Raw genomic sequence first — 18,502 nt, 5'->3', positions numbered from 1 at the left:
TAAAGATTTTTTAGATGATTGAAAGTTGAACCATGACAGGCACTTGGAAGGGAAATGTCGCTCGTAGATAACAGATTTACAGCCTGTTCTCAGGCAAATCGTTTGACTGATTGAGTGATGAGGGAGTATTGCTGTTCATGTGAGGTGTGCTCTGAGGTGGAGCACAAAGGACAAAACAATAATGTCCTGAAAAATAAGTTTTTGAGAACAGAGAAGCCGTGTCGTGGTGTGCTCTGGTGCAGAGGCAGTGCGGCAGGAGGTTTTGCGGACAGCTGATGACTGGTGCGAAATCTTGGTGAAAAAAGCAAGGAGAGTTATGATCACATTGGGGAGAATGGTTTTCAATCGAGCGCTGATACGGGCGGCTGTGCTGACGATGATTTTGGGTGGTGGGGTGGAATCAGCGAGGGCGCAAACAAATCTGGCGGCAAAGGTGAAGTATGCGCCATCAGTGAATGGACGCATCGAGGGATCGGTGTGGCAGTTCCAGGGAGAGGGGCTCAATTTCAACAGCGGCGCGGTGATCACGGGAGGCTTGCTGGTGCCGGGAACGCCGGGATTGAATATCAACGGGTCGCCGACATTTGGCGGGACTATCACGAATACAGGGAGTGCTTCGCCATCGGGGTATTGGATCACGCTAAACAGCGGTTCGACATTGGGTAATCTGGTGGTTCGGACGACACCGGGGACATTGACGAGTGTGAGCACGCCGCCGAGTTCTTCGGGCACGAGGAGTGTTTATATCAATTCTTCCAGTGATAGCGCAGGAGATTTCAGCACGTTGAAGAATCTGGGCTTGAATGGTGGCGGAGTCTTTTATGTGCCGCCGGGTACTTATGATACGTTCACGGCGAACAGCGGGACGGGTTTCCGATTGGGCGTGACGAATGGGACGACGGCGGTGGTGTATAGTTTTCAGAGCCTGAATCTGAACGGTAGCGCGGACATTCAAGTGGTCGGGCCGGTGGAGATACGGGTGAAGAACGGGTTCAGTGCGAACGGAGCGATGGGAACGAGTGCGCATCCGGAATGGTTGATCATCAAGATCTCGAACGGAGGATTTAATTTTAACAGCGCGTACACGATGTACGGGCATGTCATCGCGCCAAGCGGCACGGTGACGATCAATTCTGGATGCACAATCGCAGGCACGGTGGAGGCGGACCGGTTGACGGTGAATTCCAACGGCAAGCTGCAGTGGGCGACGATGACGGGGACGGGCAATCAAGCGCCGACTGCGAATGCGTTGAGCGTGACGACAAATGAGGACACGGCTACCAGCATCACTCTGACGGGGAGCGATCCGGAGAGCAACGCGCTGACTTACACGGTGGTGAGCGGGCCGAGTCATGGCACGCTGAGCGGCACGGCACCGAACCTGACTTACACGCCGGCGACGAATTATTTCGGGTCGGATTCGTTCACGTTCAAGGTGAATGACGGGACGGTGGATTCCGGCACGGCGACGGTGAGCATCACGGTGACATCGGTAAATGATGCGCCGGTGCTGGCGGTAGTGGCGAATCATACGGTTACCGAGGGGACGGCCTTGAGCATCACGAACAGTGTGACGGATGTGGATTCGACGGTGTTCAGCTACAGCTTGAGCGGTGCACCGACAGGCATGGTGGTGGATGCGAACGGGGTGATCACGTGGACGCCGACGGAAGCGCAGGGGCCGAGCACGAATGCGGTGAGCGTGACGGTGACGGATAATGGAACGCCCGCATTGAGCAGCACGCGGTCATTCACAGTGACGGTGTTGGAAACGAACAGTGCGCCGGTATTGGCGGCGATCGCGAATCAGACGGTTTACGTGGGACAGCTTCTGACGGTGACGAACAGTGCGGCGGACAGTGATCTGCCAGCAAATGTGCTGGCGTATTCATTGGGCACGAATGCGCCGCCGGGAATGGCAATCAATGCGACGAACGGAACAGTGACTTGGACAGCGGGTGCGGGTTATGCGAATACGACGAATACGGTGAGTGTGACGGTGACGGATGACGGGGTGCCGTCTTTGAGCGATACGAAGATTTTTACGGTGACGGTGTTGGCGACGAATAATGCGCCGGTCTTGGCGAGCATCTCGAATCAAGTGGTGGTGGAGGAGCAGTTGCTGACGCTGACTGTGGCGGCGAACGATGCGGATGGTGACGCGCTGATTTACAGTCTGGGTTTGGGAACGGCGACGGGGATTTCAATCAATGCGACGAATGGTGTGATCACGTGGATGCCGACGGAGGCGCAGGGGCCGAGCACGAATCTGGTGACGGTGATCGTGACGGACAACGGGGTTCCGAGCCTGAGCGATACGAACAGTTTTCTGATCACGGTATTGGAGACGAACACTGCTCCGGTGGTGGCGGCGATGACGAATCGCACAATGTTTGAGGGGGAACTTCTTTCGGTGCAGACGGTGGCGACGGACAGCGATATTCCGGCGAACACGCTGACTTACAGCTTGCTCTTCACCAATGTATCGCCGGGATTGAGCATCAATGCGACGAACGGTTTGATCACCTGGGTGCCGGGTGAAGCGATCGGGCCGGGTGTGCGCACGGTGTGGGTGGTGGTGACGGATAATGGCATGCCGGCGAAGGTGGGGACGAATGCGTTCTATGTGTTCGTGCAGGAAACCAATGCGGCACCGGTGTTCGCGGCGATCGGAACGCAGACGGTGGTGGAGGCGCAGTTGCTGACGGTAGCGGCAACGGCGACGGACAGTGATATTCCAGCGAATACGCTCACTTACAGCCTGACCACGAATGCGCCGTCGGGCATGACGATCAATGCGAATACGGGTGTGATCTCATGGACGCCGACGGAAGCACAAGGGCCCAGCACAAATCTGGTGACGGTGATGGTGGTGGATAATGGAACACCGGCATTGAGCGCGACGACGACTTTCAGTGTGATCGTGCAAGAGGAGAACACGGCGCCGGTCATAACGGTGGCGACGAATCAGGTGGTGATCGAAGGAATGTTGCTGGTGCTGACAAATAGTGCGACGGATGCGGATGTGCCAGCGAACGGTTTGACGTTCAGCTTGGGCTCGAATGCTCCGGCGGGAATGGTGATCAATCCGTCGAATGGTGTGGTGACGTGGGCTCCGACATCGACGCAAGCGCCTTCGACGAATCTCATCTCGGTAATAGTGACGGACGATGGCGTGCCGCCGATGAGTGACAGCGGGACTTTCCTTGTGACAGTGCTGGCGACGAATCATGCGCCGGTGTTCGGAGCGATGACGAACTCGGTGGTGTATGAGTTTCAATGGGTGCAGAACGTGGCAGTGGCGACGGATGTGGATGGCGACAGCTTGACGTTCAGCTTAGGGACGAATGCGCCGACGTGGATGAGCATCAATGCGACGAACGGTTTCATCACGATGTTGCCGGGCGAACTGGATGGCGGGACGACGAATGTGGTGACGGTCATCGTGACGGATAACGGTTCGCCGAACTTGAGCGCCGCGATGAATTTCCTGGTGACGGTGCTGGAAAGCAACATGCACCCGGTGCTGACGGTGACAGATCATGTGGTGACGGAAGGGCAGACGCTGGTGGTGACGAACAACGTCGTGACAGACAGCGATGTGCCGGTGAATAATTTCACGTTCACGCTGGCGGATGCGCCTGCGGGAATGAGCATCAATCCGACCACGGGTGTGATCACGTGGACGCCGACGGAGGCGCAAGGGCCGAGCACGAACAATGTGCTGGTGACGGTGACGGATGATGGCGTTCCCGCCTTCAGCGACACGAAGGCGACGCAGATCATCGTGCTGGAGGCGAACACGGCACCGATGCTGGCGGCGATCACGAATCAGGTATTGGTGGAAATGCAGTTCCTGCTCATCACGAATGTGGTGGCGACGGATGTGGACATGCCGACGAACAAGCTTAGCTTCACGCTGGGGGCAGGTTCACCGTCGTGGCTGCAAATCCATGGTACGAACGGGATGATTTTTGGCACACCGGGCGAAAGTGAAGGGCCTGGCACGAATATCGTCACGGTGATCGTGACAGATGATGGAGTGCCGAGCTTGAGCGCCACGCAGACTTTCACGGTGGTGGTGCTGGAGTTGAACGAGCGTCCGGTGTTCGGGTTCATCCAGGACCAGACGATCTATGAAGGGCAGTTGTTGATGGTAACGAACACAGCCACGGATGTGGATCTGCCTGCGCAAGTGCTGACCTATACGTTGGGAACGAATTCACCTCCGGGCATGGTGATGAATCCTACGAACGCGGTGATCACGTGGACGCCGGGTGAGGAGTATGGTGGCACGGTGATGATGCGCGTGCAGTATTTCGTGACGGACAACGGGAATCCGCCGGAGACGGCTGAGGGCGGTTTCTGGCTGAACATTTTGGAGGCGAACGAGGCGCCGGTGCTTGCGCCGATTGCGGACCGGACGGTCATCGAAGGCTTCACGCTGACGATCACGAACTCGGCGAGCGACAGTGATCTGCCTGCGAATGCGCTGGTTTACAGCTTGGGGACGAATGCTCCGGCGGGAATGTCGATCAATGCGACGAACGGTATCATCACATGGACGCCGACCGAGGTGCAGGGGCCGGGGACGAATCTGGTGAGCGTGATCGTGACGGATGATGGTGTGCCGAGTTTGAGCGCGACGCAGAGTTTCACGGTGGTGGTGCTGGAGACGAACAGCGCGCCGGTGATGGTGGCTCCGGTCAACCAGACGATCAATGAGGGCACGCTCTGGACATTCACTAATCTGGTGACGGATGCGGATGTGCCGATGAACGGGTTCACGTTCACCTTGGGAACGAATGCTCCTGCGGGGATGGTGATCAATGCGACCAGTGGTGTGATCTCCTGGACGCCCTCGGAATCCCAGGGTGGCACGACGAATTTGGTGCAAGTGATGGTGGTGGATGATGGCGTGCCGGCGTTGGGCACGAATGTGTTCTTCACGGTGACGGTGCTGGAGATGAATACAGCGCCGGTGCTGGCGGTGATCACGAACCGGACGGTGTTGGAAGGGCAAACACTTAATGTCGCAGTCACTGCCACGGACGCAGATGTTCCGACGAACAGTTTAAGCTATGACTTTGTCGGTATGGTGCCGAGCGGGATGGTCATTCATCCGGTCACGGGTGCGATCACATGGATACCTACTGAAGAGCAGGGGCCGAGCACGAACAGCATCACGGTGCGGGTGACGGATAATGGTGTTCCGGCATTGAGCCATACGCGGACATTCACGGTGACGGTGCAAGAGGTAAACAGTGCGCCGGTGCTGGTCGATGTGCCGAACCAGACGATTTACGAAGGGCAATTGCTCTCGATAACCAATGTGGCGAGTGATGCGGACATCCCGGCGAACACGTTGACGTTCAGCTTGGGAACGAACACTCCGGCGGGAATGACAATCAATGCGACAAATGGTGTCGTGACGTGGACGCCGAGCGAGGCGCAGGGACCGAGCACGAATCTGATCCGAGTCATCGTGGCGGATAACGGCACGCCGATCCGGCGCGATACGAACACCTTTATCGTGACGGTGCTGGAAACGAATGCGGTACCGGTGCTGGCGTTGATCGCGAACCAGACGGTGGCGGAAGGGCAGCTCTTGACGGTGAATGCATCGGCGACGGATGCCGATCTGCCAGCGAATGCGTTGCTGTTCAGCTTAGGTGCGGGTGCGCCGAGCGGTGTGGCGATCGATGCGAACAGCGGTGTGATCACCTGGACACCGACGGAAGCGCAAGGGCCGAGCACGAATGTCTTGAGCGTGATCGTGACGGATAATGGTACGCCGAGCCTGAGCGCGACGCAGAGCTTCACGGTGGTGGTGCTGGAGGTGAATAGTGCGCCAGTGCTGGCGATGCCGATCGAGCAGACAATCTTCGAAGGCCACCTTCTGAGCGTGACGAACAGCGCGACGGATGCGGATATGCCGGTGAATACACTGGTCTATTCGCTGGGTTCGGGTGTTCCTGCCGGGGTGAGCATCGATGCGAACACGGGGCTTATCACTTGGACGCCGAGCGAGCTGCAGGGGCCGAGTACGAATGTGATCGAAGTGGTGGTGACAGATGATGGCGTGCCGCCATTAAGCAACAGCGTGTTCCTGACGGTGACTGTGCTGGAGACAAATAGTGCGCCGATGCTGGCGGCGATAACGAATCATACGGTGATCGAGGGGCAGTTGCTATCGGTGACGAATGTGGCGACGGATGGGGATTTCCCGGTAAATGTGCTGACGTTCAGCCTAGGAATGAATGCTCCGGCAGGAATGAACATCAATGCGACCAATGGCATCATCTCCTGGGTGCCGACGTTGACGCAGGGGCCGAGCACAAATGTGGTGAACGTGGTGGTGGCAGACGATGGGACGCCGAGCATGAGTGCGACGCAGACGTTCACTGTGTTCGTGCTGAACAGTAATGTGAAGCCGGTCGCGATGCCGCAAACGCTTACGCTGCTGGAGGACGGTTCGGTGACATTCACCTTGCTGGCGACAGATGAGGACAACGATCCTCTGACATTGAACATCACAGAAGGGCCCTACTTCGGGACGTTGCAGAACAATGTCACCAACTATGTGTTCACGCCGGTGACAAACTTCTCGGGACAGACCCATTTTGTGTTCCGCGCTTTTGACGGACAGGATGAATCTGAACCGGCGACCGTCACTATCAATGTGACGCCGGTGAATGACGTGCCGATGACTTTCAGCCGGACGAATCTGGTGATGGAAGGGCAGTCAGTGCATGTGGGGCTTCTGGCTTACGATGTGGATGGTGATGCGGTATCACTCATCATGGTGAATCCGCCGTTCCTGGGGACGTTGAGCGGTGCGAATACGAACCTGACTTATACGGCCAATACGAACACGTTCGGTTGGGACCGTTTTGAGTATCAGATCTCGGACGGGGTATCGACTTCAGCGGTGACGAGCGTGATGTTCTATGTCACGCCGTTCGCACGTGGCAAGACATGGACGAGCAGCGCGGATTTCAGTTCCGGCACATTGACGAATTTGAGCCAGACGGTGGCGGGTGAACTGAAGCCGGTGGTGGATGAGACTTCGTTCAATTATGTATGGGTGCCTTTGAGCAAGGATACGGTGGTACGCGTGGATGCGGAGACGGGGCGCGTATTGGGCGAGTATCGCACCGCGCCGACGAGTGTGGCGCGGGTATCGCCCTCGCGCACGTGGGTGGACCGCCAAGGCAACCTGTGGGTGGCGAACCAGGAGGATAACAGCGTGGCGATGATCGCGACGCCGGAGAGCGGACGCTGGGTGGACCGCAACAACAACGGCGTGCTGGATACGTCCTTGGGTAGCGGGGATGTGCGGGCGTGGACCGGTACGACAGTGAATGGGGCATTGGATGAATTGATCGTCTTCTACGTGAAGGTGAATGGACGGACGATCCGGCATCTTTCGATGAACCCGGATGGAAATATTTGGGCGGGCGGCAATTCATTGAATGTCTTCGACCTGATCAATGCGCAGACGGGCCAGATCATCCGCACGGAGACGAGCATCGGCCGTGGCGGCTACGGCGGTTTCACGGACAAGAACGGGATACTGTACTCTGCAGGACGCTTCTTGAGGTGGGATACAAGTCTGCCGATCACGAGTGTGAATCCAGCGCAGTGGAACATCCAGCCGGACGGTTCGTGGAATGTGGCGCAGGACCCGGACGGAAACATCTGGGTGACGTATGAGCCGTCCTCTTATGTCAGAAAGTTTTCGCCGTCGGGAGAAGAGATCGGCAGCTATTATCATGGCGGCGGCTGGGGGCAGGGTATGGCGATCGATCCGGTGTCCGGTGATGTATGGGTGGCGCACTCGCATTGCGGCAATACGGTTGGCCACTTGAAGAAGGATGGCCGACTGGTGGGCACGGTGGAAGTGGCGAACCATGGACCGACGGCGGTGGCTTTCGATCGGAAAGGACGGCTGTGGGTAAGCTCCAGCACGGGTGTGTTGCAGCGGATCAACCCTATGGGCGGACCACTCGGTGCGGATGGAGAAACTCCGGTGGGCGAGTTGGAGTTGACGACCACCTATTTGGGTTCCTCAACCTGGGCTTACTCGCACTTCTCTGGCGGCTCCCAGACGATGAGCACGCAACGAGGCAGCTGGACGGCGGTATTCGACTCGGCACTGACGAATGCGGCGTGGGGCCCGGTGACTTGGAACGGCCTGATCTATAACGATGGCAAGATCGTCGTACGCGTGGCGAGCAGCCATAACGGTGTTTCGTACGGAGCCGCGGAGCCGGTAGAATTTGAAGGGGCGGCACCGACGGTGCGGAGCCGTTACCTGAAGGTGGAGGCGGAGTTCATCCCGGCGAGCTCGGGTGAAGGACCGGTCCTGTATGATCTGACAGTGGGAACGGCGGGTTATGTTTACACACCAGCGGTGCAGGCTTGGGCGGCGAGCGCCGGTGCGGACATCCATGCGCTGTGGCCGGACCCGGTGTTGATGAAGGGGGCAATCGGCCGTTCGCCACATACAAATGCGATCAATCCTTCTGTAAGCTGGTCGGTCATCTCAGGGCCGGGCACAGTGACGTTTGACAATCTGAATGTCATCCAGCCGAAGACCACGTTCAGCACGAACGGTGTGTATGTGCTGCGGTTGACGGCGGATAATTTCGGTGATGTGCAGACCGATGATGTGACGGTCACGCTGACGCCGTATAACCGTTCACCCTGGGTGGATGCAGGCGAGAACCGGTTCCTGCGTTCAACCAATGATGTGTTGCAACTGACAGGCCAGGTGCGTGATGACGGGCTACCGCTCACGACGCCGTTGCGCGTGTGGTGGAGACAGGCATTCGGTCCGGGCACGACACTGTTCGCGGATGTCTCGAACGCGGTGACGCAGGCGACGTTCACGACGAACGGCATCTACATCCTCGAACTGGTGGCGGATGACGGTGAGTATCAGCAGAAACGGAAGATCGAGGTGCGGGTGGGAACATTGTGTACAATCGAGGAGCCGGATGGCATCGCCGCGTGGTGGCAGGGCAATGGTGACGGGGCTGATCACATCAACGGCAACCAGCTGGTGCTGCCGACGATCAATTTTTTCGATCAAGGAAGAGTCGGGGCGGCATTCAAATTTGACGGCACAGTGGCGCATACTCGTGCGGTGAACAGCCCGAGCCTGGATGTGGGCAAGGCTGACGGGTTCACGGTGGAGTTCTGGGCGAAGTCAGATGACTTGCGCCGGGTGCCGATCTTGGCATGGCATAATGGAACGCAGCCGGGTGTTTTGATCGATCAGTTCCAGCCGAGTCTGGCCTATCTGGACTGCTACATCTACGACACGAACAATGTAAGTCACAAGATCAGTCTGAGTGGCTGGTCGGCAGGAGTGTGGCATCATGTGGCATTGACGTACGACAAGACGACCGGCTTAGCGGCGGTCTTTTTGAACGGGGTGCTGAACAATACCTTAAACCTTGGCATCTTCGAGCCGCAGACTTCGTATGATTTCTATATGGGCGGATATCCGGGAGCAGGGCAGGCACGTTACAAGGGGTTGCTGGACGAAGTGGCGCTGTACCGTCGCGCGCTGACGGAGCAGGAGATCTATGCGATCTTTGCAGCGGGTGCCACGGGCAAGTGTCCGAAGGATGGAAACCGCGGGCCGGTCGTGGATGCCGGTCCTGACCGGGTGCTGGCGGGAGCGAGTTCGTTGGTGTTAAACGGCTACGTGGAGGATGATGGGCTGCCGGAGGCGTCCACGATCCTGTCTGCTTGGAGCAAGCTCTCCGGGCCGGGCACAGCAACCTTCGCGAATTCAAACGCGCCGGTCACATCGGTGAGTTTCACCGCGCCGGGCATCTATCTGCTGAAGCTGACGGCCGATGACTCATCAGTGGTGTATTCAGATGTCGTCGAGGTGCGGGTGGAAACGATTGCTGAAAACACGAGCACAAATGCACTCGCGGTGTTATGGCCGGCTGATGGCAACAACATAGATATTCTGGCTGGCAACGTGGCCTATCTGGCGAATGGTGCGAGTTACCAAACGGGCAAAGTAGGGCAGGGCTTTTACTTCGATGGTGTGAATGACTTCGCGAAGGTGTTCGCACATCCCAGCCATGACATAGGAGATGCAGATGCCTTCACGATCGAGTTCTGGCTCAATGCTTATTCCATTCCCAGTAATTTCAGTCCGGCGCTGTTGCATTGGAGTTCTTTCAGCTCCATAGGCGCACAGATCGGCATCCGCTTCAGCAGGGAACTGCAGGTCTTCCTGTATGATGCGAATGGAGTATCGCGCTCGCTCCCGGGGCCGAGTATCCCGACGGGTCAGTTCGTTCATATCGCGATCACCTATAATCGGAACACGGGCATAGGGCGGGTTTACAATAACGGTGTAATGGTCAGCAGCACTCAGATCGGAAGTTTCCGGGTGCAGACGGGAAGAGATTTGTTCCTGGGCGGCACGCGGTCTGGCGGGTCGCCTTTCAATGGTGTGATGGATGAGATCAGTCTCTACCGGCGCGAGCTGTCAGGTGAAGAGGTCTACAATATCTTCAATGCAGGTTCTCGCGGTGAAGCACATCCGGGAATCAATCTGCCGCCGGTGGTCAATGCGGGACAGGATCTCGTCTTGGGATCGACCAATGCACCTGCCTTGCTGCAAGGTTCAGCCAAGGATGACACGATGCCTGAAGGGTATCTGATCAAGCAGTGGACAAAGGTGGGCGGACCGGGCAACGCAATATTCGCTGCGTCCAATGAAGAGGTGACGGCGGTAACTTTTGATCAACCAGGTCTGTATGTGCTGCAACTCGCCGCCAACGATGGTCTGGTGGAGAACAAGGATTTGGTGCAGGTGCGTGTGGGCGCAGAATGTCTCACGTGCCCAGCGGAAGACTTGAAAGCGTGGTGGCCTTTCAATGACAGCAACCGTGATGTGGTGCAAGGTCTGGAGGCCGCCTATTACAGCGGGGCGATGCTGACGAATGGCATGGTAGGCGGCTCGCTGTCTACGATGAGTCCTTCGTCCCATGTGCGGATCGAGGCAAATCCGGCCATCGACATCGGACAGATGGACCAATATACGATGGAGTTCTGGATCAAGCCTGCCGCAGTATCCGGGAATTGGTGGGAAGCGCGTCCGTCTGTGCTCTGGACCGGACCGGGAGGCGATGGGTGCGCCTTATGGACGTATACGGGCGTCCGCATTGCATTGACCACAATCACCAATACTTCAGTGTTGGTGGAGGGTGGCAACCAGATGCAGGCGGGTGTTTGGCGTCATATCGCCACCACCTATGATCGTTCAACTGGGATTTACCAGATATTCATCGACGGCAATCTTATCAGGCAACAGGTCATCGGAAATATCACTTTGCGTACTGGAGGACAGCTCTATCTGGGGACGCCGCCATCGCAGAGCAATCATTCTCTGACGCAGCTTGACGAATTCGCCATCCATGGCCGGGCTTTGAATGAAGATGAAGTCAGGAATCTATATATGGCAGGTGCGGCGGGCAAGTGTCCGGAGAATGGTAATGCAGCACCGGTGGTGTTCGCGGGAGCGGACTTCGCATTCACAGATGGATTGAACACAACGACCTTGATGGGACAGGTGAGCGATGATGGTTTGCCATCGGGTATCAATGTCACCTCGGTGTGGCGCATGGTTTCTGGTCCTGGGCAAGTCGCGTTTGGAACACCGTATGCGCTGACCAGCACGGCGACCTTCAGCACGAACGGACTTTACCTGCTGGAGTTGACGGCGACGGATGGTGAACGACGCACGACTGATCAGGTGGAGGTGCGCGTGAATACGAATTGTGTGGTGGGTGAACTGAGCGGACTCGTGGGCTGGTGGCCGGCGAACAAGCATGCACGCGACATCACGGAAGGCATGGATGGCATCCTCGCGAACGGTGCCAGCTACACGACGGGCAAGGTGGCGAGCGCGTTTTCCTTCGATGGCGCGAATGACTATGTGCGCATCCCGGCTTCGGCGGGTGTGAACATCGGCACTAACGATGCGTTCAGCGTGGAGTTCTGGTTCAATCCAGGGACAACGGCTTATAATTCTTGGGAGCCGCGCATGGTGATGGGCTGGCGGGATGGCACGATGCTGTATCACTACAGCAGCTTTACCTGGCATCTCATGCAGACGAACGGAGTGAATCATGCCATGACGGCAGGCGGACCGCTCTCTGCCAACACATGGCAGCATGTGGTGCTGACTTACAACAGCGCCAGCGGCATGGCCCACATGTATGTGAACGGCGCGGAGCGGTTCTCCCAGAACCGCGGCTCCTTCAAGGTCAAGACGACGGGAGATTTCTACCTGGGAGGTCATTTGGATCAAGGCCGTCCGTTCTGGGGCGCGCTGGATGAAGTGTCCCTCTACAATCGCGAGTTGAGTGTTTCCGAGATCGGGACCTTGCACGCTGCAGGTAGCGTAGGCAAATGCCAGACACCGCGCAACGACGCGCCATTCGTCTTTGCCGGGGCAAACCGCACTCATTACCTGCCCCATATTGCGACGTTGAATGGCGCCGTTTATGATGACGGTCGTCCGGTGGGCGGCACATTGGACACGGACTGGACTTATGTCTCCGGTCCGGCACCGGTGGTCATCGGTGATACAAACGCGCCGGTCACCACGGTGCAGTTCACGCAGCCGGGTGTCTATGAATTCGAGCTCACTGCCTACGATGGGGAATACTTGGACTATGATACGGTGACGATCAAGGTGCTGGCCGATCCGCGCGTGGCACCGGTGGTGTCATTGAGCAGTCCGGCTGATCCCATGCTGGTGGCGGTTTCATCCGGCGGAGCGGCCAATATCACCGTGACCGCCACTGCCACTGACATTGATGGTGCGGTGGCTCAAGTGGAATTGTTCCAGGGCAACACCAGCCTCGGTGTGTTCACGAACGCGCCTTACTCGGTGACGTTGAACGGCCTCGGGGAAGGTGCTTATGCATTCACTGCGGTGGCTACAGATGATGACGGCTTGGTAAGCACTTCAGCGGTCGCTCATGCTTATGTGTATGTGGATAACGGACCTCCCGTGGTTGAGATCACCTCTCCGGCGGATGCCACTGAAGTCACCGCACCCACAGTGGTGAACGGCACCGCCAACAGCGCCATCCTAGCTTACTCTGTATTGGAATATCGCGCCATTTCGCCGAATAACGCGAATGCGTGGATCACTCTGAGCAGCAACACGGTGTCTGTGGTGAACGGCACCTTGGGTACGCTGGACCCGACGCTCTCATTGAACGGCATCTATGAATTGCGTGTGCGCGCCATGGATGTGCGGAACCGCACCTCAACAACGGAACCGATCACGGTGGTGTTCGACCGGAATATGAAGATCGGTAACTTCGCGTTTTCGTTCAACGATCTGACGATTCCGGTGGCGGGCATCCCGATCACCATCACGCGCAGTTACGACAGTCGTAACAAGGAGACGGGTGACTTCGGCGTGGGCTGGACGATGGACATCAACAACATCCGCCTGCAAAAGAACCGTCACCTGGGCATCAACTGGGAACAGACGGTGGAGCCGGGGTTGTTCCCTGTGTATGGCATCAGAACCACCAAATCTCGCGTAGTCACGGTCACGTTCCCAGATGGTAATGTCTACAAATTCGGTGCCGTGCCGAGTCCTTCGGGACAATTCGGCCTGCCGTTGATCTATCCGAAGATCAAGTTCCTGCCGTTCCAAGGCACCCAAGGAACGTTGACGCCGTTGGTGGAAATTGACGGCCAGTTGTATCCGGACGATCAGGTGGTTTATGCCGGAGACAATCCGGGGTTTGGTCCGCTGTTGAGTTATGAACTGTTGCTGAATCCGCCTCCGGGTGCGGCAGATAATATCTACTTCAATCCTGACCTGTTCGAGTTCAAGACGAAGGAGGGTTACACCTACATCATCAGTGAAACGAATGGTCTGCGGAGCATCACGGACCCGAACAATAACACGCTGACTTTCACAGCGAATGGCATCCTGCATTCCACGGGCAAGAGCGTGATCTTTGAGCGCAATGTGGCGGGCATGATAACGAACATCGTGGATGCCGCCGGTAATGAGATGCATTACCAGTACGATACGAACGGGAATCTGATGACGTTCATCGACCGGGCAGGGGAGACGAACTCGTTCACGTATGATGGGAAGCATAATCTGCTCACGGTGACAGATAAACGCGGTGTTCAGAGCTCATCAAATGATTACGATGCGGCGGGACGCCTGATTGTTCAAACGGATGCAGACGGATTCTCCATAGGACACAATCATGACCTCGTGAATCGCAGAGATTACACGACCAACCGCCTCGGTCATGTGACCATGAAGGAGTATGACGAACGTGGTAACATCACGCGCTTTATCGATGCAATAGGTGCAGAGACGGTCTCGACCTATGACCTCAATGACAATCTCCTGTCCAAGACGGATCCCTTGGGACGTCGCATGACCTATGCCTATGATGCTTTGGATAATCGCATCGCGGTGACCAATGAAGCATGCGGATGCGTGGCCACGCACTTCACTTATAACGCTTACGGAAAAGTGCTCACAATGAAGGACTCTTCCGGCACCGTTACCAACACGTATGACAGCAAGGGCAACATGTTGTCCTCCAGCGATACCGCAGGAAAACTAACGCTGTTCACCTATGACTCGAAGGGTAAGGTGGTGACCATGACCGATCCTAAAGGGGGTCTTTCTACCTTCCGTTATGACGGTTTCGGCAATCTTACCAATGAAGTGAATTCGCTCGGCTATGAGATAAATTATGAAATCGATGCCAATGGGAAAATGCTCTCCATGACATCGTATCGGACAGCACCGCAGCAGTTGCAGTTGCTGTCGTTCGGTGTCAAAAACAAGGCTGTTTCCACTGGTAAAATGGGCCGCTTCGCCTTGTCCAGCGGCAGCACCCAGCCGGTTCGCGTCAGGCTTTACTACGATGCGGCAGGTCGTCCTGTCACCACTCTGTTCCCAGATCCTCAAGGGGAAGTTTCCGAGCAGATCGCTTATCTGCCGGATGAGGAGATTCATACAGACAAGAAAGGTCGCCCGACCCAGCGCAAGTTCAACACGATGGGACGTCTGGCCGAGCAGATCAATCCGGATGGCACCAGCATCAGCTACACCTATGATGCGGAAGGCCGTGTCGCTTGTGCCACGGATGAGTTGGGTCGCCAGACCTGTTACGAGTATGATCCGCGTGGTAAGCTGACGCGCACCACATTCCCGGATGGCTGCCATATCCAGGCGTTCTACAACTTGGGCGGTGAATTGATCATGGAGATCGACCGTCACGGAGCCACGAACACCTACACCTACGATGGTGCCGGAAACCGGATCACCGATACGGACACTTACGGCAATACGACCACTTACACCTATAACGAACATCGTGCGGTGGTGGCACAAGTGGACCGGCTCGGACGAACCAAGGCGTTCGAATACGATTTCCTGAATCGTCACACCAACAGCATGCATCCGGACGGCAGCACCAGCTCCTATACGTATGATGGACGGGTGTTGATGAGCGAGACGGACCAGCTCGGGAACAAGACCTACCGCGGCTATGACCTTCTCGGACGCTTGATCGCGATCACCAATGCGCTCGGGGAAGTGCGCAGATATGAGTATGACGAGGCGGGAAATGTGATCACTGAGGTCGCGCCGAACAACGATATCACGCGGTTCGAGTACGACATCATGAACCGCCGCACGAAGGTGATCTTCCCGGATGGCACATTCGCGGCGTCAGCTTATGACGCTACCGGCCAGAAAATATCGGAAACCGATCAGGCCGGTGCCACGACGTTCTACACCTATGATCTGCGCGATCGACTAATCATGAAGGTCGATCCGCAAGGATATGTCACGCAGTATGGTTATGATGCGGGCAGCAGGCTGATCAGCGTCACAAATGCCAACAATGAGGTGACGCGTTACATCTATGACAACGGTGGCCGGAAGATCCGCACCAATCATCCCGATGGCAGCAATGAACAGGATGTGTATTCCGATTGCGGCAGGTTGATGACGAAGATCGATCGTGCCGGCAATGAGACGCATTATGCCTATGACAAGCTGGGCCGCATGGTTCTGGTCACTGGGCCAACGGGTGCCACGACTTCCTTCACTTATGATAGCGAAGGGCAAGTCCTCACGCAGACGGCGGCGGATGGTGCTGTGACGGGCTATGCCTATGACCTCTTGGGCCGTCAGACGCATGTGTTCCGCCCGGATGGCAAATCCATCGTCTCGACATACGATGCCTTGGGCCGTGTGGTGGCCGTGAAGGATGAGGCGGGGAATAATTCTTACCTCGGTTACGATGCCTTGGGCCGGACGGTGGCTCGCACGAACAGCCTAGGCCAGGTGACGCGTTTTGCGTACGACTCCAAGGGCCAGCTCATCTCGCAGACGGACCCGGCGAACTTCACGCTGACGTATGGCTATGATTCCCTCGGTCGTCGGACCAACGTCGTGTATCCGGATGGCGGGAGCGTTTCATGGGTTTACAACGCTCGTGGCCAGAAGACCGTCCAAATCGATCCAAACGGCAATGCCACATGGTTTGCTTATGACACGAAGGGCCGCCTTGTCGCCATTACCAATGCGCTGAACCAAGTCACGCAATTCGGTTACGATGTGCTGGATCAGATGGTGACGATGACGGATGCGGCGAACCGCACCACCACCTTCACCTATGATGCCATGGGCCGCCGCACGGGTGTCACCTATGCTGATGGCGCCAATTTCACCACTACGTACGATACCCGTGGTCTGGCTATCGTGGAGACGGATGCCTTGGGCCGCAGCACTCATTTCGGCTATGATGAAGCGGGTCGTGTGGTGGCTGTCACGAATGCTCTGAGCGAGACGAGCTACTTCGCCTATGACCCCATGGGCCGCGTGGTGGCTTCTGTGGATGCGAACAACCGCACGAACTACTTCGTTTACGATACCTTGGGACGTCCGGTCAGTGCGATACGCCCTGACCTGACGGAGGCGCATACCTTCTATGATGATCTGGGCCGTCGCACGGCAGTGACGGATCAATCCGGCAAGTCCACCTGGTTCGGCTACGACAGCCTGGGCCGCATGACTTCTGTGACGAACTCCTTGGGCCAGGTGACCCGTTACGAGTTTGATGCCAAGGGCCAGATGACAGCGCAGATCGATGCGAGCAATCGCATCACGCGTTATGAGTATGATTCGATGGGCCGTCGCACCAAGCGCATCCTGCCGGATAACAAGGAGGAGATCTACCGCTACGATCTCAATGGCAACCTGACGAACCGCACGGACTTTAATGGCCGGACCACGACGTACGTCTACGATGCGTTGAACCGCCTGACTTCCAAGATCCCGGATGCCGTGTTCGGTCAGGCGCCGGTGCAGTATGGCTACACTGTCACGGGTGCGCGCCAGAGCATGACGGATGCCCTCGGCACCACCACGTATGGTTACGATCTGCGTGACCGTCTGCTGCAAAAAGCGGCTCCGCACGGCACGCTGAACTACACCTACGATCTGAACGGCAATCTGCGCACGATGCAGTCCGCCCGCGTGAACGGCGTGGATGTGGAGTATGAATACGACTTGCTGAACCGCATGAACGCGGTGGTGGATCAGCACACGGGCCGAACCACCTACACGTTTGATCCAGTCGGCAATCTCCAGGGATTCACCTATCCGAACGGCATCAACCACTATCATCAGTACGATCCGTTGGATCGCCTGACGAATCTGACTGCCAGTACGGTGCTGACGAATGTTTCCAGCTACGCTTACACACTCCTGCCTTCTGGCCATCGCCAGAGTGTGCAGGAACTTTCGGGCCGCACGGTCACCTATGGTTACGACGCCACGTATCGTCTCACGAATGAGACGGTGAATGTGCCTGGCTGGCCGAGTGCTGGCACCGTGGATTATGGATACGATGCCACCGGTAACCGCCTCTCCCGCAATTCCAACCTGCCGCAGTTGCCATTGCAGGCCTTCACCTATGATGCGAACGACCGCCTGAACGGCGAGACCTACGATCATAACGGCAACACGCTCACCTCTACGAACGTGTGGTCCGCCTTCAGCACCTCTGTGCCGGTGAATGACAAGTATGACTCCGAGGACATGCTGGTGGATCGCGGCAATGGCCAGGTGACCATCGTGTATGACGGTGATGGCAACCGCGTGAAGAAGACCGTGAACGGCGTCGCCACGTGGTATCTGGTGGATGACCTGAACCCGACCGGTTACGCGCAGGTCGTCGAAGAACTGGCGACGAATTCGCAGAACACCGCGCAACTCGACGTGATGCGGGTGTATGTGTGGGGACATCAGTTGGTGAGCATGGACCAGGTGTCTGGGAATGACTGGGTGCCGAGCTTCTACGGGTATGATGGGAAGGGGAGCGTGCGCCAGCTGTATGACCAGTATGGCACGGTGACGGACACGTATGACTACGACGCGTTCGGGAACCTG

Annotated in this window: 1 protein-coding gene; it reads left to right on the top strand. The window is 57.1% G+C overall.

Annotated elements, in window-relative coordinates; genetic code table 11:
• Positions 1 to 334 precede the first annotated feature (334 nt).
• Positions 335 to 18,502 (top strand): putative Ig domain-containing protein (locus VGH19_14745; GenBank protein HEY1172625.1); only part of this gene is annotated, 18,168 nt, incomplete at its 3' end.

The sequence above is a fragment of the Verrucomicrobiia bacterium genome (genome assembly GCA_036405135.1).
In the GTDB taxonomy this organism is placed as follows: Bacteria; Verrucomicrobiota; Verrucomicrobiia; order Limisphaerales; family JAEYXS01; genus JAEYXS01.
Note: the sequence above shows the minus strand (reverse complement) of the source record. Positions and strands in the feature narration are given on the sequence as shown.